Source organism: Flavobacterium sp. (assembly GCF_046317795.1).
In the GTDB taxonomy this organism is placed as follows: Bacteria; Bacteroidota; Bacteroidia; order Flavobacteriales; family Flavobacteriaceae; genus Flavobacterium.
This window is the reverse complement of the sequence record NZ_JBKCVI010000011.1, coordinates 39,930-59,808: the sequence shown is the minus strand read 5'-3', so window position 1 is coordinate 59,808 and position 19,879 is coordinate 39,930. Positions and strand designations below refer to the sequence as shown.

General features: G+C 31.0%; 18 protein-coding genes. 7 read left to right on the top strand and 11 right to left on the bottom strand.

The window, feature by feature from the left end:
* Positions 1-130: 130 nt before the first annotated feature.
* A complete protein-coding gene (locus ACK5ON_RS00740; RefSeq protein ID WP_409818963.1) occupies positions 131-1,639 on the bottom strand; it encodes a T9SS type A sorting domain-containing protein in 1,509 nt (502 codons plus the stop codon).
* Positions 1,640-1,743: 104 nt separating this feature from the next.
* On the opposite strand from ACK5ON_RS00740, the gene ACK5ON_RS00735 reads away from it, so the two are divergent.
* Complete coding sequence (locus ACK5ON_RS00735) at positions 1,744-1,983, top strand: hypothetical protein (RefSeq protein WP_409818960.1); 240 nt, start codon at positions 1,744-1,746, stop codon at positions 1,981-1,983.
* Between the two features lie 51 nt (positions 1,984-2,034).
* Here the strand turns inward: ACK5ON_RS00735 and recQ are convergent, their stop codons facing one another.
* Positions 2,035-4,230 carry a DNA helicase RecQ gene (gene recQ / locus ACK5ON_RS00730; protein ID WP_409818957.1) on the bottom strand — a complete coding sequence of 732 codons (2,196 nt, stop codon included), beginning with the start codon at positions 4,228-4,230 and terminating at the stop codon, positions 2,035-2,037.
* A gap of 86 nt (positions 4,231-4,316) precedes the next feature.
* Between recQ and ACK5ON_RS00725 the strand changes: the two genes are divergently transcribed.
* The 4 genes from ACK5ON_RS00725 to lptB all read left to right on the top strand — a co-directional run bounded on the left by ACK5ON_RS00725 (position 4,317) and on the right by lptB (position 7,267).
* Positions 4,317-5,282, top strand: coding sequence for an SIS domain-containing protein (locus tag ACK5ON_RS00725; RefSeq protein ID WP_396174996.1), 966 nt, complete (start codon positions 4,317-4,319; stop codon positions 5,280-5,282).
* Positions 5,282-6,106, top strand: coding sequence for a twin-arginine translocase subunit TatC (gene tatC, locus ACK5ON_RS00720; RefSeq protein WP_396174994.1), 825 nt, complete (start codon positions 5,282-5,284; stop codon positions 6,104-6,106). The genes ACK5ON_RS00725 and tatC overlap by 1 nt, the downstream gene beginning before the upstream one ends.
* Entirely contained in the window at positions 6,090-6,437 is a 348-nt protein-coding gene (locus ACK5ON_RS00715; protein ID WP_396174993.1) for a carboxymuconolactone decarboxylase family protein, read from the top strand. Before tatC ends, ACK5ON_RS00715 begins: the two co-directional genes overlap by 17 nt.
* Positions 6,438-6,523: 86 nt before the next feature.
* The gene (gene lptB, locus ACK5ON_RS00710) at positions 6,524-7,267 is read left to right on the top strand and encodes an LPS export ABC transporter ATP-binding protein (RefSeq protein WP_396174992.1); all 744 of its coding nucleotides are present in this window, start codon (positions 6,524-6,526) and stop codon (positions 7,265-7,267) included.
* Positions 7,268-7,374: 107 nt separating this feature from the next.
* Here lptB and pssA read toward each other — a convergent pair whose 3' ends face one another.
* A complete protein-coding gene (gene pssA, locus ACK5ON_RS00705; protein WP_409818954.1) occupies positions 7,375-8,091 on the bottom strand; it encodes a CDP-diacylglycerol--serine O-phosphatidyltransferase in 717 nt (238 codons plus the stop codon).
* Between the two features lie 195 nt (positions 8,092-8,286).
* Between pssA and ACK5ON_RS00700 the strand changes: the two genes are divergently transcribed.
* Together ACK5ON_RS00700 and ACK5ON_RS00695 are read left to right on the top strand one after the other, a co-directional pair.
* Entirely contained in the window at positions 8,287-9,273 is a 987-nt protein-coding gene (locus ACK5ON_RS00700; RefSeq protein WP_396175010.1) for a PorV/PorQ family protein, read from the top strand.
* Positions 9,274-9,280: 7 nt separating this feature from the next.
* Positions 9,281-10,396 carry a DUF4105 domain-containing protein gene (locus ACK5ON_RS00695; RefSeq protein WP_409818951.1) on the top strand — a complete coding sequence of 372 codons (1,116 nt, stop codon included), beginning with the start codon at positions 9,281-9,283 and terminating at the stop codon, positions 10,394-10,396.
* On the opposite strand, the gene ACK5ON_RS00690 is transcribed toward ACK5ON_RS00695, so the two are convergent.
* The 8 genes from ACK5ON_RS00690 to ACK5ON_RS00655 are packed head-to-tail and all read right to left on the bottom strand — an operon-like array spanning position 10,376 to position 19,864.
* Positions 10,376-11,764, bottom strand: a complete 1,389-nt coding sequence (locus ACK5ON_RS00690; RefSeq protein WP_409818949.1) for an exopolysaccharide biosynthesis polyprenyl glycosylphosphotransferase — start codon at positions 11,762-11,764, stop codon at positions 10,376-10,378. The genes ACK5ON_RS00695 and ACK5ON_RS00690 overlap by 21 nt on opposite strands.
* 49 nt (positions 11,765-11,813) lie before the next feature.
* Positions 11,814-12,824 (bottom strand): glycosyltransferase family 4 protein, encoded by a 1,011-nt coding sequence (locus tag ACK5ON_RS00685; protein WP_409818946.1) that lies wholly within the window; start codon positions 12,822-12,824, stop codon positions 11,814-11,816.
* Positions 12,796-14,139: an O-antigen ligase family protein gene (locus ACK5ON_RS00680; protein WP_409818943.1), complete on the bottom strand. Its 1,344-nt coding sequence runs from the start codon at positions 14,137-14,139 to the stop codon at positions 12,796-12,798. The genes ACK5ON_RS00685 and ACK5ON_RS00680 overlap by 29 nt, the downstream gene beginning before the upstream one ends.
* Positions 14,139-15,212, bottom strand: a complete 1,074-nt coding sequence (locus ACK5ON_RS00675; RefSeq protein ID WP_409818940.1) for a glycosyltransferase — start codon at positions 15,210-15,212, stop codon at positions 14,139-14,141. The genes ACK5ON_RS00680 and ACK5ON_RS00675 overlap by 1 nt, the downstream gene beginning before the upstream one ends.
* Before the next feature lie 2 nt (positions 15,213-15,214).
* Positions 15,215-16,327 carry a glycosyltransferase gene (locus tag ACK5ON_RS00670; protein ID WP_409818938.1) on the bottom strand — a complete coding sequence of 371 codons (1,113 nt, stop codon included), beginning with the start codon at positions 16,325-16,327 and terminating at the stop codon, positions 15,215-15,217.
* Between the two features lie 6 nt (positions 16,328-16,333).
* Positions 16,334-17,335 carry a glycosyltransferase family 2 protein gene (locus ACK5ON_RS00665; protein ID WP_409818935.1) on the bottom strand — a complete coding sequence of 334 codons (1,002 nt, stop codon included), beginning with the start codon at positions 17,333-17,335 and terminating at the stop codon, positions 16,334-16,336.
* A complete protein-coding gene (locus ACK5ON_RS00660; RefSeq protein ID WP_409818932.1) occupies positions 17,332-18,330 on the bottom strand; it encodes a glycosyltransferase family 2 protein in 999 nt (332 codons plus the stop codon). Before ACK5ON_RS00660 ends, ACK5ON_RS00665 begins: the two co-directional genes overlap by 4 nt.
* Complete coding sequence (locus ACK5ON_RS00655; protein WP_409818929.1) at positions 18,323-19,864, bottom strand: glycosyltransferase family 2 protein; 1,542 nt, start codon at positions 19,862-19,864, stop codon at positions 18,323-18,325. The genes ACK5ON_RS00660 and ACK5ON_RS00655 overlap by 8 nt, the downstream gene beginning before the upstream one ends.
* Positions 19,865-19,879 lie beyond the last annotated feature (15 nt).

Below are 19,879 nucleotides of genomic sequence, written 5' to 3'. Positions count from 1 at the left end.
TAACTTTCGCCAAACCTTAGATATCTGGAGGAGGACTGCCATTGTCAGTCAGGTACTTTAGCGATAACTAATTTTGAAATTCTAAACAAAAAATCCTTCTTTACTAACGTTCTCTGTTTATTTTATCAAATTAATTCTTAATGAATTTGTAATTACCAACCTGGTTGTTCATGGTTACTTTTACAAAGTAAATACCACTTTGTAAATCAGCTACTGAAATTGTAGTTAATGATTCTGTTGCTTTCAATGATTTTACTTTTGCTCCGCTAATAGAAAAGATATCGACTGAGGCGTAAGTTTCTGTAGTGTTATTTTGAATGTTCAAAATAGTTGTCGCTGGGTTTGGGAATACTCTTATTTGATTTGAATAAAAAGAAACAGGAGAAACTCCAAGTGCTACTAACGATTCAAGATAGTCAGGCAATCCGTTAGCATTGGTATCATCATTTGATGGATTTCCATCACGGTCATAATCTTCTAAGAAAGTAAGTACACCATCTCCATCATCATCATTATCTAAATAATTTACAATCCCATCATTATCGGTATCAAGAATTGCATTTATACTTTGCGAACTACTTGCTCGTGCAAATACATATTCTACATTCGTTAAAACCAAATCGCCATCATCATCGTTATCTAAGTAATTTGGAATACCATCAAAATCACTATCATCATTGGCTAAATTAGTATCGATATTCACATCTTCAGTAGCAGATGAAACAGTGTCAGTATCAAAATCAGTATCACAATCTACAACACTCAAAATTATTTGTTTAATAATTCCATTGCCACTTGCATAAATAGTCTGTGGATTTGTTTGATTTACATAAGTACTATTATTTACAATTGGATTAGTTTGATTTATTGCGTTAACTTGTGTTTCATAAAAAGTTATTCCTGATGGGTTTGAAAATAAATCGCCTAAAGCTACTGATAAATTGAATGTTTGAAAACCATCGTTATTATCATCACAACGAACAAAGGAATAATTGGTATAATAATTTGGGCGGTAATAACGCCATCCTTCATGATACGCAGCCCAAGTTGAAGTATTTCTTCCAGGCGCGGCAATTCCCATATCTCCGGCAGTATTTATTAAACCACTAACGGTTCTACCTACATTCCAGCTACTACATGTTTGTTTATCAATAAGTTGTACATCAATAATGTTTGACGTTTCATGAAGTATCATTTGAAAAGAACTTTTTGATGCTGTACATGAGAAGAATGAATTATTATAAAAATATACTACGAATTTACGATGCGGTGCAGTTCCATAAACTCCATAAGTAATTGTTCCTTCACCATTACTATTATTCAAATCGGCATAAGCGCCAAGTATTGCATTTTTTACAGGAAAAGCAACATTAGGAATAGTTTGTGTGAATGAAAAAGGAGAATTCGTATTGGCTAGGTTGGTTCTAAAATCGATATAACCATTAGTACTTACAAGAAGTTGATTGTAACTTACACCATAAAAATCAAAAGAAAAAGGTATCGTAATTATATCAGAATATCTGTCATCCATTGTTCCTTGAAGAACCGAAGTTGCTGTATATTGTTGAAATGGAATAGAGGTAACAGCATAATTATTTTGGGAATTCCCTTTCAAATAAATAGAAAATAATACAATCAAAAAAAGGTATTTTTTTATCATAATAATAAATATAAAGTTAGTTTTGTTTTGTCAAATATATTAAATAAATAAATATAAACATCTGACTTTTAAAAAGTTCATATATGATACGTCAAATAAAACTAATTTGGGATTTTCATGGAGAAGCTTCAGCTAAAACGGCCGAGCATCATGAAATTCATTTAAAGGAATATATTGCAATAGAAAAATTTCCAATAAACATTACTGGATTTGAGATAAAAAACGAACTGCATGCCATAGCGTTTATGGTTGTGACCGATGACAATATGATTGCAGTTAGAGATGCTTTAAAACCGCATCGTGGGGTGATTTTTGAAAGTTAAATTCCAATAAAATTTAGTTGGAATTTGGAATTTACTGTTTTGGAATTTCTGTTAATTCGCCACTTCACTAATAAATTTGATGCGCATTAATCGCAATTCTTCGATATCGTAATCGCCATCGAATTCCTTCAGTGCCTTTTCAATATTATCGGTTTCCGAATCCATAAAATAGTCATGAATTTCTTCTTGTTGGTCTTCATCTAAAATTTCATTAATCCAGTATTTGATATTCAATTTTGTACCCGAGTAGACAATTTGCTCCATTTCTTTGAGTAAATCGTCCATTTTCATTCCTTTGGCTTTGGCAATGTCTTCTAGCGATAATTTTCGGTCAATATTTTGAATGATATACAATTTATTGGTAGAGTTAGCACCCGTAGATTTTACTACCAAATCATCAGGTCGAATAATATCATTTTCGTCAACATATCGTGAAATAAGTTCTACAAATGCAGTACCATATTTTTTTGCTTTTCCTTCTCCTACTCCATGAACATTGCTCAATTCATCAATTGTAATAGGATATTTCAATGCCATATCTTCTAATGACGGATCTTGAAAAACTACAAATGGTGGAACGCCTAGTTTTTTGGCTTCTTTTTTACGTAAGTCACGAAGCATGCTCATCAAAGCTTCATCGGCTGTTCCACTAGATTTTGCAGCAGTCATTATTGCATCATCTTCGGCTTCGTTATATTCATGATCTTCTGACATCATGAACGATATAGGATTATTAATATACTCATGTCCTTTTTCGGAAACTTTCAAAATACCATAAGTTTCGATGTCTTTGGTAAGCATTCCATCAACTAAAACCTGACGAATTAATGCCATCCAATAACGCTCTTCTTGGTCATTACCTATGCCAAAGAATTTTTGAGTATCCGTTCTGTGTGCTTTGATTGTGGCGTTTACTCTTCCAATCAAAGTGAATACTATTTCTTTGGATTTGTATAAATACTTTGTATCACGAACTACTTCCAGTAATTTTTTAACATTGTCCTTAGCTTCAACTTTGGCTTTTGGATTGCGAACATTATCGTCCATGTCGGCACCTTCTCCGTTTTCGCTATCAAACTCTTCACCAAAATAGTGCAATAAAAACTTACGTCGAGAAATAGATGTTTCTGCATAAGCTACTACTTCTTGCAACAAGGCAAAACCTATTTCTTGTTCTGCAACAGGTTTTCCCGACATGAATTTTTCTAATTTTTCAACATCTTTATAAGAGTAATAAGCCATACAATAACCTTCGCCACCATCTCGACCAGCTCGGCCAGTTTCCTGATAGTAACTCTCCAAAGATTTTGGTATATCATGATGTATGACAAACCGAACATCGGGTTTGTCGATTCCCATTCCAAAAGCAATCGTAGCCACAACTACATCAACATCTTCCATCAAAAACATATCTTGATGCTTTGCACGCGTTTTAGCATCCAAACCAGCGTGATATGGAACAGCACTAATACCATTTACTTGTAACACTTCGGCAATTTCTTCTACTTTCTTGCGACTTAAGCAATAGATAATGCCCGATTTACCTTTGTGTTGTTTAATAAAGCGAATGATATCAGACTCAATGTTTTTGGTCTTGGTGCGTACTTCGTAAAATAAATTTGGTCGGTTAAATGATGCTTTAAAAGTAGTTGCATCAACCATATCCAAATTCTTTAAAATATCTTCTTGCACTTTTGGGGTAGCAGTTGCTGTTAAACCAATAACAGGTACATCACCGATTAGTTTTATAATACTTCTTAAATTTCTATATTCGGGTCTAAAATCATGTCCCCATTCAGAGATACAGTGTGCTTCGTCAATCGCTACAAAGGAAATTTTCACACTTCGAAGAAACTCTACATATTCTTCTTTAGTTAATGACTCAGGAGCTACATATAATAATTTTGTAATTCCAGAAGTAATATCTTTTTTAACTTGGTTGATTTCGGTTTTAGTCAGCGATGAATTTAATACGTGAGCAATGCCATTTTCAGATGACAAGCTTCTAATAGCATCGACTTGATTTTTCATTAATGCAATCAATGGGGAAACTACAATAGCTGTTCCTTCTTGAATTAAAGCGGGTAATTGATAGCACAAAGACTTTCCTCCGCCTGTTGGCATAATAACGAAAGTATTATTTTGAGTAATAATACTTTTTATGACTTGTTCCTGTAATCCTTTAAATTGGCTAAAACCAAAATACTTTTTTAATTCCTTATGGATGTCAATTTCGTTTAAATTCATTCTGTGTTAATGGTATTTTTACATAAATTTGCAAACATAAAGATACGACTTTCTTTTACACACACAAATTTTATACTATTTCAATTTTGATAAATAGAGAAATAATTCTAAATACGGCAAAAAACACCATTTTATCCGAGAGCATTGCTATTGCCAAACTGGTGGATTTTTTGGATGATAATTTTGTAGAAACAGTAGACATCATCTATAACTCCGAAGGAAGATTAGTAATAACCGGAATTGGAAAAAGCGCTATTATAGCTCAAAAAATTGTTGCCTCTTTAAATTCCACAGGAACTCCCTCTCTTTTTCTTCATGCTTCAGAAGCCATTCATGGTGATTTGGGTATGGTTCAACCTGGTGATGTAGTGATTTGTATTTCAAAAAGTGGTAACAGTCCAGAGATAAAAGTATTGGTTCCATTATTAAAAAGATTTGGAAACAAATTGATTGCAATTACAGGGAACACTACTTCATTTCTTGGTAAAGAAGCCGATTATGTTCTTAATACTTATGTAGAAAGTGAAGCATGTCCAAACAACTTGGCTCCAACAAACAGCACAACCGCTCAATTAGTAATGGGTGATGCTATTGCCGTATGCTTGATGGAAATGAGGAACTTTACTTCCGAAGATTTTGCCAAATACCATCCTGGCGGTGCCTTGGGCAAAAAATTATTGTATCGTGTTCGAGATATGCTAGATACAACTCATAAACCTATCGTTGCTCCTGACGCCAACATCAAAAATGTTATTGTTGAAATATCTGAAAAACGATTAGGTGTTACCGCAGTTGTAGATAAAGATAAAGTAATCGGAATTATTACTGATGGAGACATTAGACGAATGTTGAATAAATCGGAAACAATATCTGGTTTGACAGCCCTCGATATTATGACTAAGAATCCAAAAATGATTAAGTCTACCGATTTAGTGAGCGATGCTTTGAATATTTTAGAAGATTTTTCTATTACCCAATTAGTTGTGGTAGATAATGATGAATACAAAGGAGTGCTTCATTTACATGATATTTTAAAAGAAGGCATTGTATAATGGCAAAAAAGTCGCTCGGAGAAATGTCATTCCTAGACCATCTTGAAGAATTAAGATGGCTTTTGGTAAGAAGTACGATTGCCATTGTGGTCATTGCTGGTGCTTGTTATTTCATCGATGATTATATTTTTGACACCATTATTTTTGGACCAAAAGACCCCAACTTTATTACTTATCGCTTTTTTTGTCAATTAACACGTTTTTGTGGTGTAGATGATAGCTATGCATGTGCCACTGAGTTTTCATTTATTATTCAAAATACTGAAGTTGGTGGACAATTCTCAATTTACCTTTGGATTTTAATTACAGCTGGGTTCATTCTTGGTTTCCCTTATATTCTTTATGAATTTTGGCGATTCATAAGTCCGGCATTATATGAAAACGAACGCAAAAAAGCGGGACTTTTTATTATAGTTTCTTCCATATTGTTTTTTATTGGAGTGCTTTTTGGCTATTTTGTTATTGTTCCATTATCCATTAATTTCTTTGGAACATTCAATGTGAGCAAAACTATTGTGAATCAATTTACCGTTGACTCCTATATTAGTATGATTAAAACGTCAGTCATTGTTAGTGGATTAGTATTTGAATTACCTATTATCATTTACTTTCTAACAAAATTAGGCCTTATAACTCCTGCATTTTTAAGAAAATATAGAAGAGCTGCCATTGTAATCATACTTATTGTAGCTGCCATAGCAACACCTCCAGACATTCCAAGTCAAGTAGTGGTTTCTATTCCAATATTGATTTTGTATGAAGTAAGTATTTTAATTTCTGCATTAGTTGTGAAAAAAGAAAAAGAAAATGAGCAAATTAGTTGAAGAATTTAACGATTATCGTTCTAGAATGAACGAAAAATTATTGGCAGATAACAATAAAATTGTAAAACGAATTTTTAATCTTGATACCAATGCTTATGCTGAAGGTGCTTTGGATGTTAAAACCAAAGAGCTTTTGGGATTAGTAGCATCAACTGTTTTACGCTGTGATGATTGCATCAAATACCATCTAGAAACCAGCTATAAAGAAGGAATTACCAAGGAAGAAATGATGGAAGCCATGGGAATTGCAACATTGGTTGGCGGAACTATTGTTATTCCACATTTGAGAAGAGCTTACGAGTTTTGGGAAGCGTTGGAAGAAAACAAATAATTGTTAATGTGTGGATTTGGTTATTTGTTTATTCGTTTATTTGCATAAACTAAGTACCAAGAGATACTGAAATAAATTCAGCATAAATGAAATTAAGAGCCGAAAATTTAGTCAAAACTTACAAAGGCAGAAGTGTTGTAAAAGGCATTTCTGTGGAGGTAAATCAGGGAGAAATCGTTGGGTTATTAGGTCCAAATGGTGCCGGAAAAACTACGTCTTTCTACATGATTGTGGGATTGGTAAAACCAAATTCAGGAAAAATTTTCCTCGACGATATGGATATTACTGATTACCCAATGTACAAACGTGCACAAAACGGTATTGGTTATTTAGCACAAGAAGCCTCTGTTTTCAGAAAATTAAGCATTGAGGACAATATTTTGAGTGTACTGCAATTGACCAAGCTTTCCAAAGAAGAACAAGTGGCAAAGATGGAAAGTTTAATTGCTGAATTTAGTTTGGAACATATCCGCACCAATCGCGGCGATTTACTTTCTGGAGGAGAAAGACGACGTACTGAAATTGCAAGAGCTTTAGCTACTGACCCAAAATTTATTTTATTAGACGAACCATTTGCTGGAGTTGATCCAGTTGCCGTGGAAGATATTCAACGAATTGTTGCTCAATTGAAAAACAAAAACATCGGAATTCTAATTACCGACCATAATGTTCAGGAAACTTTAGCTATAACTGATAAAACATACCTAATGTTTGAAGGTGGAATTCTAAAAGCAGGAATTCCAGAAGAATTAGCCGCAGATGAAATGGTAAGAAAGGTGTATCTCGGACAAAACTTTGAATTGCGAAAAAAGAAATTAGACTTCAAATAAAACTTTGAGAATATAGTTGACCGCGAATTCGCAAATTGTTTAAATAAGAATTTGCGAATTTGCGGTATTTTTTTTTTAAAATATGAAAAAAAATGAGGTTTAGCTTTCTAAATAGTAACCTTTTTTTTAACCATATTATTAATTACTGACAGCAATACATAAAGTATAATGATCATTGGCACCGCCAATATTTGAAGGAAGATTAGCATTAGTACTGAAAACGCTAAAAAGAAAATTTGCAGTTTATATTTAGCAAAACTGAAATTTTTAAACTTCAAGGAGAACAAAGGTATTTCAGCGTTCATGATGTAAGCGCTAATAAAGCTTATAACTAACAAACCTACTTTGATAATTGTGGTCAATTTATAACCGAACGGATCGTTATCAATCAGAAATGGAATACTCATAATAAACAAAGCATTTGCAGGCGTAGGCAATCCTATAAAATTATCTGATTGTCGTTCATCAATATTAAATTTTGCCAAACGATAACAAGCACCAAGTGTTATAACAAATCCTAAAAAGGGATAAAATCCCCAAAAAGATAAATCGATAATAAATCCTTTCAACAAAGTAAACATAAGGTATCCCGGAACAACGCCACTAGTTACCATATCTGCTAACGAATCCAATTGAACTCCCAATGGTCCAGCAACATTAAACTTTCGAGCAAAAAATCCATCAAAGAAATCGAAAAAAATACCAAGGGAAACAAAATAAAAAGCGAAGTCAAATTTATAATCAGAAACCATTGCCAAAGCCACGCAACCACAAAACAGATTAAGCATCGTAAATAAATTGGGAATCTGCGCTTTGATATTCATCTGTAATCGTTTAGTGTTTGCAAAGAAAAACAAAATTAACACAATAACTTAAAGGTTTCTGCGTTTTGTAATAGAGATTTTTATATGATATTTGTAAAAAGAAAAATTGCCTTGAAAAAAAAGATTGCTATTCTACTGCTTTTTATTAGCATAATTACTCATGCTCAATCGGTTAGAAAATATTCGAATGAGTTCATGAATATTGGGGTTGATGCAGCATCTCTTGGAATGTCCAATGCTGTAACGGCTTTTAGTGGTGATGTAAATTCAGGGTATTGGAATCCGGCAGGATTATTAAGAATTGAAGATAGCGAAGCGTCATTAATGCATGCCAGTTACTTTGCCAATATTGCACAATATGATTATGCTAGTTATGCCAAGAAGATAGATGACCGAAGTGCTTGGGGTGTTTCTCTAATTCGGTTTGGCGTTGATGATATTTTAAACACCACGCAATTAATTGATGGTGAAGGCAATATTGACTATAACCGAATAAGTCTTTTCTCGACGGCTGATTATGGTTTGACTTTTTCATACGCAAGAAAACCTGTCCTTTATGAAGGTTTTCAATATGGTGTGAATGCCAAAATTATTCGAAGAGTAATTGGAGAATTTGCCAATTCTTGGGGTTTTGGTTTTGATATTGGACTTCAATATGAAAATAATGATTGGTATTATGGGTTAATGCTTCGTGACATTACTACAACTTACAATGTATGGGCTATAGATGAAGATAAATACAACGACATTAGAGATGCCGTTTCTGGTCAAAATCAAGAATTGCCAGAAAGCACAGAAATCACTTTACCAAAAGCACAATTGGGAATTGCCAAAAAATTTGAATTTCATTATGATTACACGCTTTTGGCTGCCGTAAATTTGAATATGCAATTTGCACAAACCAATGATGTAATTTCTTCAGAAATAGTGAGTATTGATCCTGCATTAGGATTTGAATTTGGCTACACTGATTTAGTTTTCCTTCGCGCTGGAGTTGGGAATTTTCAAAATGTGTTACAAATTGATGGTACTCAAAAAGTGAATTTTCAACCTAATATTGGTTTAGGATTTAAATACAAAGGCATTCAGATTGACTATGCCTTAACCGATTTGGGAGACCAAAGTGCCGCTTTGTATTCAAACATTTTTTCTGTTAAAGTAGATTTGAGTATTTTTAGATAAAATGGATATGTTAAAAAAAACACTGCTACTACTTTTCTTTTTTAGTGTAAACTCATTTTCACAAAACCCAAAACTTTCTGAGAAGACAAAAGTCAGTATTTTTACTTGCGGAAGAGGTGAAGAATTATATTCCACTTTTGGTCATACAGCGCTAAGAATAAAGGATGATGAAAACCTATTGGATGTGGTTTTTAACTATGGAGCATTTGACTTTAGAACCGAAAATTTTTATTTGAAATTTATAAAAGGTGATTTACAATATTTCATGAATGTCACTTCTTATGAAGATTTCATTTTAGAATATCAAACGGATGAAAGAGAAGTAATTGAGCAAACACTAAACCTACCATTAACAAAAAAACAAAAACTATTTGAAACTTTAAGCGCTTCTTTATACACTTACGAAAGATATTATACCTACAAATTTATTGATAGAAACTGTACTACTATGGTGGCTGATAAAATTAGTACTTTGATTGGACAAAAACCACTTGAAAAGGTTGATGATACAAGTATATCCTATCGTAAAGTATTATATCCTTATTTTGAAAATTATTTCTGGTACAAGTTAGGAATCAATATTATTTTTGGAGCAAAAACAGATGCAAAAGCAGCAAAAGTATTTCTTCCAATTGAACTAATGCACAGTTTAGACAAAGCAATAGTTGACGGTAAGCCATTAGTATCAGAAAAAAAAACTATTTTAAAGGGTAATAAAAAACAGGTTGCCTTTTCATTTTTTAATAGTATCTATCTGATAATCATGATACTACTGTTATTAATACTGATGAATAAACGATTTTTATTTTTAAGCTATTTATTTCTGTGTGGGATTTTAGGAGTGTTTCTGTGTATTGTTGGTTTATATTCTCAGCATCAAGAAGTACTTTGGAACTATAATGCACTCCTTTTTAGCCCTTTATTTTTTACATTACCTTTCCTTAAACAAACTAATTTAAATAAGATTTGTAAACTTTCAATAGCAATTATATTCATATATGCCATCATTATGATAAACAAACCTTATTTGTTAATCATGTTGCCGTTTATGATAAGTACAATTTATATGCTATTGAAAATTAGTGGTAAAAATCCACTGAAACTATTGCCCTCTATAAAATAATATTGTGCTCAGTGTCTTGAACATAATATTAAAGTCAAGAAAAAGACTACGATGTTTGATATAATACAAGTCATATTGAAGTTTGATCAAGCTATCGTTTATAGTTTCTCCATAAGAATAGTTGACTTGTGCCCAACCTGTTAACCCAGGTTTAATAACGTGACGTGTTTCATAAAATGGCATTACAGCCGCAATTTCATCCACAAAAACAGGACGTTCGGGTCTTGGTCCAATAACAGCCATATCTCCCTTTAATATGTTGTAAAATTGAGGAAACTCATCAATTCTTGATTTTCTTAATATTTTACCAAAAGGAGTAACTCTTGAGTCATTAAGAGTTGCAAAAACTGCACCTTCATTTTCGGCATCTTTAATCATGGTTCTAAATTTTACAATATTAAAAACCTTACCATTCTTTCCTACTCTTTCTTGTGTATAAAATAGTTTTCCTTTATTTCCTATAATATTTCCTATAATCACAATTGGAATTAAAATGACACCAAATGCTAACCCAATTATTGCAGTTATAATTTCCAAAAGCCGAACAAAAAGTATATAAAAATGATTTTGATTGCTTCTACTAAATGGGAAATAGCGATAAAAATCCCGAGACACATATTGAACAGGAATACGATAAGTAAGACTTTCATAAACCTGAGTGTACTCTCTAATTATATAGCCATTTTCTAATAAATGTATTAACTGATTATATAAAGTAATGCTAATTCCGTCTGTTTTTTGGGAAGCAATAACTATTTCTGAAATGGAATTTTCTTTTACAAATTTTTCTAAATTAGTAATATCAATATTTTTAACATTATTTAATTTAGTTTCATTTGAACTATCCGAATTAACAAATCCAAGAACTTTATAGTGTGGGTCAGCACTTTCTAGTCCTTTTACAAGCTCTTTTACTTGATCATTATCACAAATTAATATTACTTTTTTTGAAAATCTATTGGAAGCAAAAAACCGGACATATATCATTCGCCAAGAAAATAAAGCGACAAAAATAGAGACAAAAAAGATAAGTATTTGAATACGATTTGTAGGTAAAATAGGAGTGTAAATAGGTGTCAATAAATAAACCAATACAGTTGTGGAACTAGTCAATATAATACTTTTAACGACTTGAAATTGACTACTCGCAACTTGCAGGTTATACATTTCAAAAATTGAACCTATAATAGTTAAATAGAGTCCTAAGACAAACGTCCAATAAAAATTAGTCTTTGAAATATTAAAATAATCAAATTCAAAAATAATTCCAACCAAGTACAAAGAAAGCAGCACAGAAACTACATCAAAAATTCGTAAAAGAATTTTTCTTTCTGAAACTTCAAAATGTATGTCCTTGTATTTGTTCATCTTATAAAAAAAGTAATCTTAGAAGTCGCAAGTTACTAAATTATACTAATTATCGCAGTAAATCTTTCCATTGCTTTTTAACCATATCCCAATCAAAACTTTTAATTGACTCCTTGGCATTTCCTGTCATTTTATTAGCTAAATTAGGTTCAATAAAAATTCTGTTTATTTGTAGAGTCATGGCTTCAATATTATTATCTGAAACTAACAAAGCGTTATAATCATGTTTCAACAAATAGGGAATTCCACCTACATTCGTTGAAACAACAGGAATACCTAAAGCCATTGCTTCAATAACGCTAATCGGGGTATTATCAAAATGTGTGGTATTTATAAAAACATTATAAGCAGCCGAAAGTTCAATCCATTTTTGTTTTGATAATTTACCCATAAAATTAACTTCAACATTATGATTTTTTGCAAAACGAATTGCTTTTTCGAGGCTGCTATCCTTTTTTGGTCCTACCATGCATAACTCAGCATCTGGATACATCATTTTTAAATTTATAAATACTTTTATAGCCATTAATGGATTGTATATCACAGAAAAAGACCTAACCCAAAGCAATTTTGGGGATTTAAATTGTTTGTTAAATGATATATATTTATCAAGCTCGATAGTATTTGGAATATAGTAAAGATTTGTATAACCATTATCTTTAAAGGCATTTAACAAATAATTAGAGGGAGCAATATTGACAAAGGCATTATTAAAAATTAATCTGGAGAAGAATTTTGATTTAACAATTCTATTTGGTAAATCTCCACCATGAAGTTTAGGAATATATTTTAACTTTAAAATTCTGCATAGCTGAGAAATAATAAAAGCATACCAAAAATTGTTTGTACTATAGGTATCAATCAATACGTAATCAACTTTATTTGAGTAGCTTATGGTCTTGCCAATCATTTCCATCATTCTAAAATATTTGTTTTTTTGGGATGATGCATAGTAAACAGTATAGCCATCACTTTCTAAAAACTCACCTAATGTTTCTATCGAAGTAGAAGTGTAACCGTGTTCAGACAGTTTATTCCCTATGTAAAGGAGTCTCTTCATCCATATAAACTTTTAATAATGATAACGAATATACAAAAGCCGGTGCTGCTATTCTCATAGCAGCATGATTGATTGTCATTAACCAAAAAATTAAAAAACAAAAGATAAATATATTTTGTTTATTATCTAAATATAAAAAAAAAGGTGTAAAAAAAACAATTAATAATGCAATAATACCCATCGTACCATGTTCAGCAAGTGTTCTAGTAATTTCATTGTGCGATGTTACAGTCTCTCCTGTCTTTTCTTTCCTTATTTCTAAACCTTTGGCAACTCCAACACCAAAGACTGGATGATCTTCAAATGCTGCAATTTCGCTATTCCATATGTCTTCTCTACCTGTAAATTGACTTTCTTTCATTCTTCCTTTTGCGTCTTGGTTTGCATATCTTTTATCAATTAAACCACTTGTTTGATTTGAGGTATATATCCAAGTTAGAGCAAATGCAGCTATCATAAATACAAATAAAATATAAAGTCGTGATCTAGCATAACTACTTATATCTTTGTATAATATCACTAAAAAAAGTGTCATCATAACTAATCCCGTCAACATACCACCACGGGAAAAAGTTACCAATCCTCTATAAGAAATATTGAGCAAAATAATTAGATTAATTATAAAAAGCAGTTTCGTTTTCGAAGCCAAAATCAATCTTGTAAAAAAGATAAACATCCCAATACCAAGCATTGTTGCAACTTGATTGGGACCAAATCCTCCTGAAGTGGCTAGATTTGAACCGGTGCTAACTAAAATTGTTTTTAATTCAGGTGTATATAAAATTAAATAGACTGTGGTAGAAATAATGGGCAAACCAAGTGTAAGCAACATATTATTTAGTTGAGAAAATAATATTTTCCTGTTGTAAGTATAAATCGAAGCAATACCCAAACAAACAGGACCAGTAATATTAAAAGCTATTGAGGTTCTTAAATCTGATTGCAAGTTTAAAGTTTCTGTGGCAACTACAACTCCTGGCAATAGCAACAATAGATAAATCCATAAAGGGACAGCATTTTTAGAAAATCCACTGTAATACATACCCATTGATAAAAAAATCATCACTCCATATTTTGAGAATTCATAAAGAATATTTCCACCTGTCATTCTCAAAAAAACCTCACTACCGACAATATAAGCAGCTACAAATAGTACATCATTGTTTCTATTGCGAGTTTTTATTACATAATACAACCCTAATATTAATATTGAAAAACCATATAGTTTAGATATTGGTGGAATTAGATAAATTAAAACTCCAATTGCTACATGCAATAAAACTAAAGCGATATAATTTTTTTCGTTTTTATCCATTATAACGTTTCAATCCAATTTAAATACTTAACAATTACACCTTCCTCCGAATGATTTTCTAAAATAGTTTTATGCAAATAGTTGCCAAAACGTAGTCTTAAACAAGAATCATCAATTAATTGAATTAATCTTTCATAAAACATTTCTACTTCATTGACTCCAACAATAAAACCATTAATTTCATCTTGAATAATAAATGGAATTTCACCAACATTTGTTGTAATAACAGGTTTGCTCATTAATCCATACTCAATTAAGGCAACTGGTAAACCTTCCGATTTTGAAGTTAAGATAGCAATATCTGCCTGATTAATAATATTATTCACATCATTTTTTGAACCATAAACAAAAACAGTGTCATCTAATCTTTTACTTAAAATTAAGCTTTTAATTTTTGTAGAGTAATCATCTTCAAAATCTTTTCCAACTAAATGGAATGACCAATCAGATTTAATTTTCTTCAGTTTTTCAGCAACTTCTAACAACAAAAAATGATTTTTTTGATCTCTCAAATTAGCCAAACATAAAATGCGTTTACCAGTAACACCTTTTAAAATTGTATCAGGTTTTATAGTAGAATTTTCAATGGTAAAATTAGGAAGATATAAAACATTAGAACAATTCAATTCCTTTTCAGCCCATTTTATCAATTTATAATTTACACCTATTAAACCAATTAAAAAATAAGATGGAATTTTAAAAAAAAGAGATCTTTCCAAACTAATATTCTCGCTTGAACCATAATGATCATGCCAAATAATTTTTATTTTCGGATAAACAATTTTCAACAACACTGATAAAAAAAAGGAAGTACTGTGAGCATGGACAAAATCAATGCTATTCTCGGTACAATATCTTTTTAATTTAAAAATAGCAACAAAATCAATAGTTCTTTTTTTTTTTAAAAAAAGATAAGATACCTCTTCATATAGTTGCTTTTTTAAATTTCCTTCTGCTCTTGTAGCAATTAAACCCGAAAACTCAATTCTTTTTGAGAGTGAATTGGCATAATTAACTGCCATTTTTTCGGCTCCACCTACTTCTAAGGAATCTATAACTTGTACTATTCTCATGATTATATAAGGTGTTTTATTTCTTCTTCAAAAACATCTAAAGTATATTTTCTTGACCAATTAACAGCATTATTAACTTTTTCTTGATACAACTCATTTTTATCCAGAACAGATTGAATATTTTTTATATCATCTTGTAATGTAAGCTCTAAAATAATTCCTCTGTCACCGTTGTCTAACATATTTGGAACACAGGAAACTCTTGTTGCAATAGGCAAACAACCCCAAAACATACCTTCAGCAACAGCTTTTGGCCAACCTTCGCTTAATGAGGGTAAAATTATGAAATGATTTTTTTGATAGGCATTTTTGATGACTTCTTGATTTTGGTTTCCTTTTAAATTTACAATATTTTTTAGTTTGTTTTTTGCAATATAATTTTCTATACTTACCCTTTCTTTACCTTCTCCATAAATACATAATTCAACTTCATTACCATTTTTATGGAGTTGTTCAATTAATTGAATAGCATACAAAGGTTGCTTACCATTAGAAAGCGTACCAACAAAAATAAATGTTATCTTAGAATTTAAATCTTTAGGGCTGAAATCAATTTTATCTTTTTCAAAATAACTTGCTGTAAAAAAGGATTTGATATTTTTAGAACTATTTTTCCATTCGCCATAAACTAAAACCTGCATGTTTCTGGTCAAAAAAGTATTACTCAAAATCCATTTTTGAATACGGTAACTAATTGGTTGTTTGGCTTTTAAATCCCAATTTCCTGCATATTTTGCAGTTTTTGATTTAGACGGAAACAAAATCTGCACAAAACATCCCAATAACCCCATATTTCCTGGACACCGCAAATGGATATGGTCAGAATGCTTCATCGCTTTATAAATTTCAAAAATAATTTTTGGTAATTTGAAAAGGGTAATTAAAATTGAATTTAATGTTAAAAAATTAAAGTTGGAAACATTTCTAAAATCTATAACTTTATGGGTATAATCCATATCTATTGAAGTACTATTTTTCAGATGTAAAGGTGCAACAAGAACTATTTTTTCTACATACTTCGACCAAATATTCATTTCTCTCACGTAAGGAGAATAGGCAAAATAATTGCCATTTTGATAACCGTGTGGAACATGTGTAATGATGCAAAAAGTCATTAATCGTTAAGTCTCTATTTTTGGTTTACTAAAGAACAAACTCAACCAGCCAACAGTTCTCCCCATAGTTTCTGTAAAAGCTTCTTGTCGTTTACTTGTGGTAAATATATTGCTAAATCGGATGAATGATAATAATAATATGATAATATTCCATTTCAATTTGGCGGAAAATGATGGCTTTGGATATTTTACTCTCCAAACATACCATCCGTTTCGAACAACCATTTTACCATATTTATATTTATTTGGCCTACCTGATGGGTCATGATAATGTGATAGTTTTGCTTTGGTTGTGATGACGTTTTTACCAAATTGCTGAGCTCTTATACTAAAATCGGCATCTTCATACAGTCCGTATCCTTCAAAATAGGTAGAGAATTTTATATTGTCAAAAACGATTCTTTTAAAACTAAATGAAAGACCCATTAATAAATCTACTTCATAAGTTTTGCCAGTTAAGGGAAACCCACAATTTCTTCCGTTTGAAAATTCAGGCATTTTGCCAGAACCTAAATTGGATTGTAATCCTAAAATATTTCGGACTCTATTTCTAATTCCTTCTGGATAAACATAATCTTCAAACTCATAATATTTTATTTTATTATAGTATTTATTTGGATTTTTTTTAATCCATTTATTTTCGTTTATTTCAATTCCGGCAGCGCCTACAATATTCAAATCACTTTTAAACACATTTAGGATTTCTTCAAAATAATTGGGCGTTAACACCGTGTCATCATCCAAGAAACAAAGTACATCTGAACTTGCTGAAATTCTCGAAATTCCGAAATTCCTTTGCCTTGTTAAACCTCTATTTTCTTTATCAACATGAAAGTAAGTTAAATTCCTAAACAACTCAGTTTCAAAAATTTTTTTAGTGTCATCATTTGTGGAACCATCAATAATCAAAATTTCATTAGGATAAAGTGTTTGTTGCTTCACTGAATTCAATAAATTCAGTAAGGGAACTGGTCTCATATAGGTACAAATGATTAAAGTAAAATTCATTTTTCCTTAAATAATAATGAAAACCAAGCCATTATCCTTCCTGCAAACTCATTAGTTGTTTCACGCTTTTTTGGTTTTGTCAAAACATTACTTAACAAAATAAAAGATAATATTAATGTAATAAGGTTCCATTTTACTCTTGCTTTTAATGATGGATTTGGAAAATTGACCCGCCAAACATACCAGCCATTTCTAACTACCATTTTTCCGTATTTAAATTTATCTGGTCTTCCTGAAACATTGTGATAGTGAGCTAATCGTGCATTGGAATTCAAATAAAGATTTCCAGTTTTGGAAATCCTTAAAGTAAAATCGGCATCTTCATATAGACCATAACCCTCAAAATATGATGAAAATTGAAAGCGGCCGAAAATCTCTTTTCTGTAAGAAGCTACACCTCCTTTAAAATGTTCAACCTGATAAATTTTTGCTGATGGTGGCAGATAACCAACACCTCTACCATTTGAAAATTCGGGCATAAATCCTGGTGGTTTATTGCTATCCAATCCTAACTTCTTCCTGATTATAAAGCGTTTACTTTCCTTTCTTTTCCAGCCATCAAAATAAAACTCATCTTTTTTTGGAACATAATTTTCTTCAACTTTTTCCCATTCTACTTCATTAGTAATGTAACCGCCAACGCCCACGGCATCAGGAAAAATAGAATAAGTAGTAATTAATTCCTTAAAATAAAGAGTTTCCAAAATAGTATCATCATCTAAAAAACAAATTACTTCGGAATCATTCGAGATTTTAGAAATACCAAAATTTCGTTGCTTTGTCAATCCTCTATCAACTTCTGAAACCTGAAAATAAGTTAAATTTTGAAATGAATTTTGAGCAATAATTGCTCTCGTTTCATCATTTGTGGAGCCATCAATAATTAAAATTTCATTAGGATAAAGTGTTTGTTCCTTTACTGAATTCAATAAATTTAATAAAGGAATTGGTCGCATATAAGTACAAACTATAAGCGTGAAATTAATTTTACTCATTGTATAATTTGTTTGCCCAAAAAACGCTTTTGTTCCATTTCGATTTGAAAACAGCAATATAATGGTATGGATTTTTCAAAAAATTACCATTTATATTTTTCAAAAATAAAGTTACTTTATATAGAGATAATTGCTCTTTTGTGTCATGTTTTAATTTGTATAACATTACAGTTGGTGAAGGTTTTGGTGTTATTTGCTCATTACTCCATTTTAAAAAAGGTTTGGTTCTAAAACCACCTATAGGCGCTTTTAAATGAATGATTTCAAAAGTTGAAATGAAGAGAATATCATATCCTTTATTCAATAATTGCATTCCAAAGTCACCATCTTCTCCAAAACCGAATTCATAAGCCATGTCGAATTTTAAACCTTTTAAACAAGAAGATTTTACAAAAGCATGTCCTCCACCAAATATAGGAAATTGTTTTGGCTGTTGTTGAATAATACTTTGCGTTTTCAAATGACAAGAAACAAGCAGAACTTCATTGCCAGTTGATTGAAAATTTTGCATCACTTTTTCTAGTAAATCATTATTAAAAGTAATATCGTCATCGGCCAAAAAACAAAACTCACTTTCGATGAAATTCAAACCAATATTTCTAGCATTGCAAACTCCTGCTTGTTGAGTAAAATGATGCTTAATTTGAAAAGGCCAAGTTGTATTTTCAATATAATCCAATTCGGAACTGCTATTCTCATTAGGATTTTGTTCTATAATAATTACAGTTGTAGGTAAATATGTTTGTGATGCTAAATTTTGAAGTACATCTAACAAATACTCTTTTCTACCAATAGTGGGAATTAAAACATCAATAGTTCCTTTTTCAATTATTTTTTTAGTAGAATTTATTTCAATTTGATTTAATTTATCTGGATTTATAGTTCTCTTTTTATAAAAAATGGAAAATAAAAACGGAAATAATGGAAATCGTTTTTCAAATAGAAATAAGTTGAAGAATAACAGAAAAATCCAACGTGTCTTATAATGCTGTTTTGTAAACCTAAAAAGTTCAAAAAGATTCGTGTTTTTGTAATGACTAATCTGTATTATTTTTAATAAAAGCTTTGGCTCAGAATAACATAAAAGTCCAATAGCCATAGCTCTTTTGGCAAAAGAATTTAAAAAATAATCAAAATTAGTTTCACTTTTCAAATCCTTTCGGCAAGCATTGATTATTGAGGAATGAATCGCTCCAACTTGACTACTCATTTGCCAAGTACCATATCGAATAGCTTTATTCACTTTTACAAATGGAGAATCTTCTATATAACCTAATTCTCTGTTGAAATAATTTGTTGATGTAGGATTGAATGTAAAAAGGAATTTCTTGTGATGAAAGAAGGAATCGATACCATTTATATTGAGATTTTCTTTGTAGTTTTCATGACACCAAACCAAAATTTCGTTTTGGAATTTTTCAGCAAAATCGAGTAAAACAGTCACAACATTTTTACCTATTTCATTAGGAAAATCATTAATTTCACTTGAAACAATTTCGGTAATTTTTGATTGGTTGTGGTATAAAATAATCATGAAAAATAGTTGAGC

What these genes read in the sequence shown, in the direction of transcription:
- ACK5ON_RS00735 (WP_409818960.1), top strand. Translation starts at nt 1,744, where the DNA reads ATGATACGTCAAATAAAACTAATTTGGGATTTTCATGGAGAAGCTTCA.
- recQ (WP_409818957.1), bottom strand. Translation starts at nt 4,230, where the DNA reads ATGAATTTAAACGAAATTGACATCCATAAGGAATTAAAAAAGTATTTT.
- tatC (WP_396174994.1), top strand. Translation starts at nt 5,282, where the DNA reads ATGGCAAAAAAGTCGCTCGGAGAAATGTCATTCCTAGACCATCTTGAA.
- ACK5ON_RS00715 (WP_396174993.1), top strand. Translation starts at nt 6,090, where the DNA reads ATGAGCAAATTAGTTGAAGAATTTAACGATTATCGTTCTAGAATGAAC.
- lptB (WP_396174992.1), top strand. Translation starts at nt 6,524, where the DNA reads ATGAAATTAAGAGCCGAAAATTTAGTCAAAACTTACAAAGGCAGAAGT.
- pssA (WP_409818954.1), bottom strand. Translation starts at nt 8,091, where the DNA reads ATGAATATCAAAGCGCAGATTCCCAATTTATTTACGATGCTTAATCTG.
- ACK5ON_RS00700 (WP_396175010.1), top strand. Translation starts at nt 8,287, where the DNA reads ATGAATATTGGGGTTGATGCAGCATCTCTTGGAATGTCCAATGCTGTA.
- ACK5ON_RS00695 (WP_409818951.1), top strand. Translation starts at nt 9,281, where the DNA reads ATGTTAAAAAAAACACTGCTACTACTTTTCTTTTTTAGTGTAAACTCA.
- ACK5ON_RS00690 (WP_409818949.1), bottom strand. Translation starts at nt 11,764, where the DNA reads ATGAACAAATACAAGGACATACATTTTGAAGTTTCAGAAAGAAAAATT.
- ACK5ON_RS00685 (WP_409818946.1), bottom strand. Translation starts at nt 12,824, where the DNA reads ATGAAGAGACTCCTTTACATAGGGAATAAACTGTCTGAACACGGTTAC.
- ACK5ON_RS00680 (WP_409818943.1), bottom strand. Translation starts at nt 14,139, where the DNA reads ATGGATAAAAACGAAAAAAATTATATCGCTTTAGTTTTATTGCATGTA.
- ACK5ON_RS00675 (WP_409818940.1), bottom strand. Translation starts at nt 15,212, where the DNA reads ATGAGAATAGTACAAGTTATAGATTCCTTAGAAGTAGGTGGAGCCGAA.
- ACK5ON_RS00670 (WP_409818938.1), bottom strand. Translation starts at nt 16,327, where the DNA reads ATGACTTTTTGCATCATTACACATGTTCCACACGGTTATCAAAATGGC.
- ACK5ON_RS00665 (WP_409818935.1), bottom strand. Translation starts at nt 17,335, where the DNA reads ATGAATTTTACTTTAATCATTTGTACCTATATGAGACCAGTTCCCTTA.
- ACK5ON_RS00660 (WP_409818932.1), bottom strand. Translation starts at nt 18,330, where the DNA reads ATGAGTAAAATTAATTTCACGCTTATAGTTTGTACTTATATGCGACCA.
- ACK5ON_RS00655 (WP_409818929.1), bottom strand. Translation starts at nt 19,864, where the DNA reads ATGATTATTTTATACCACAACCAATCAAAAATTACCGAAATTGTTTCA.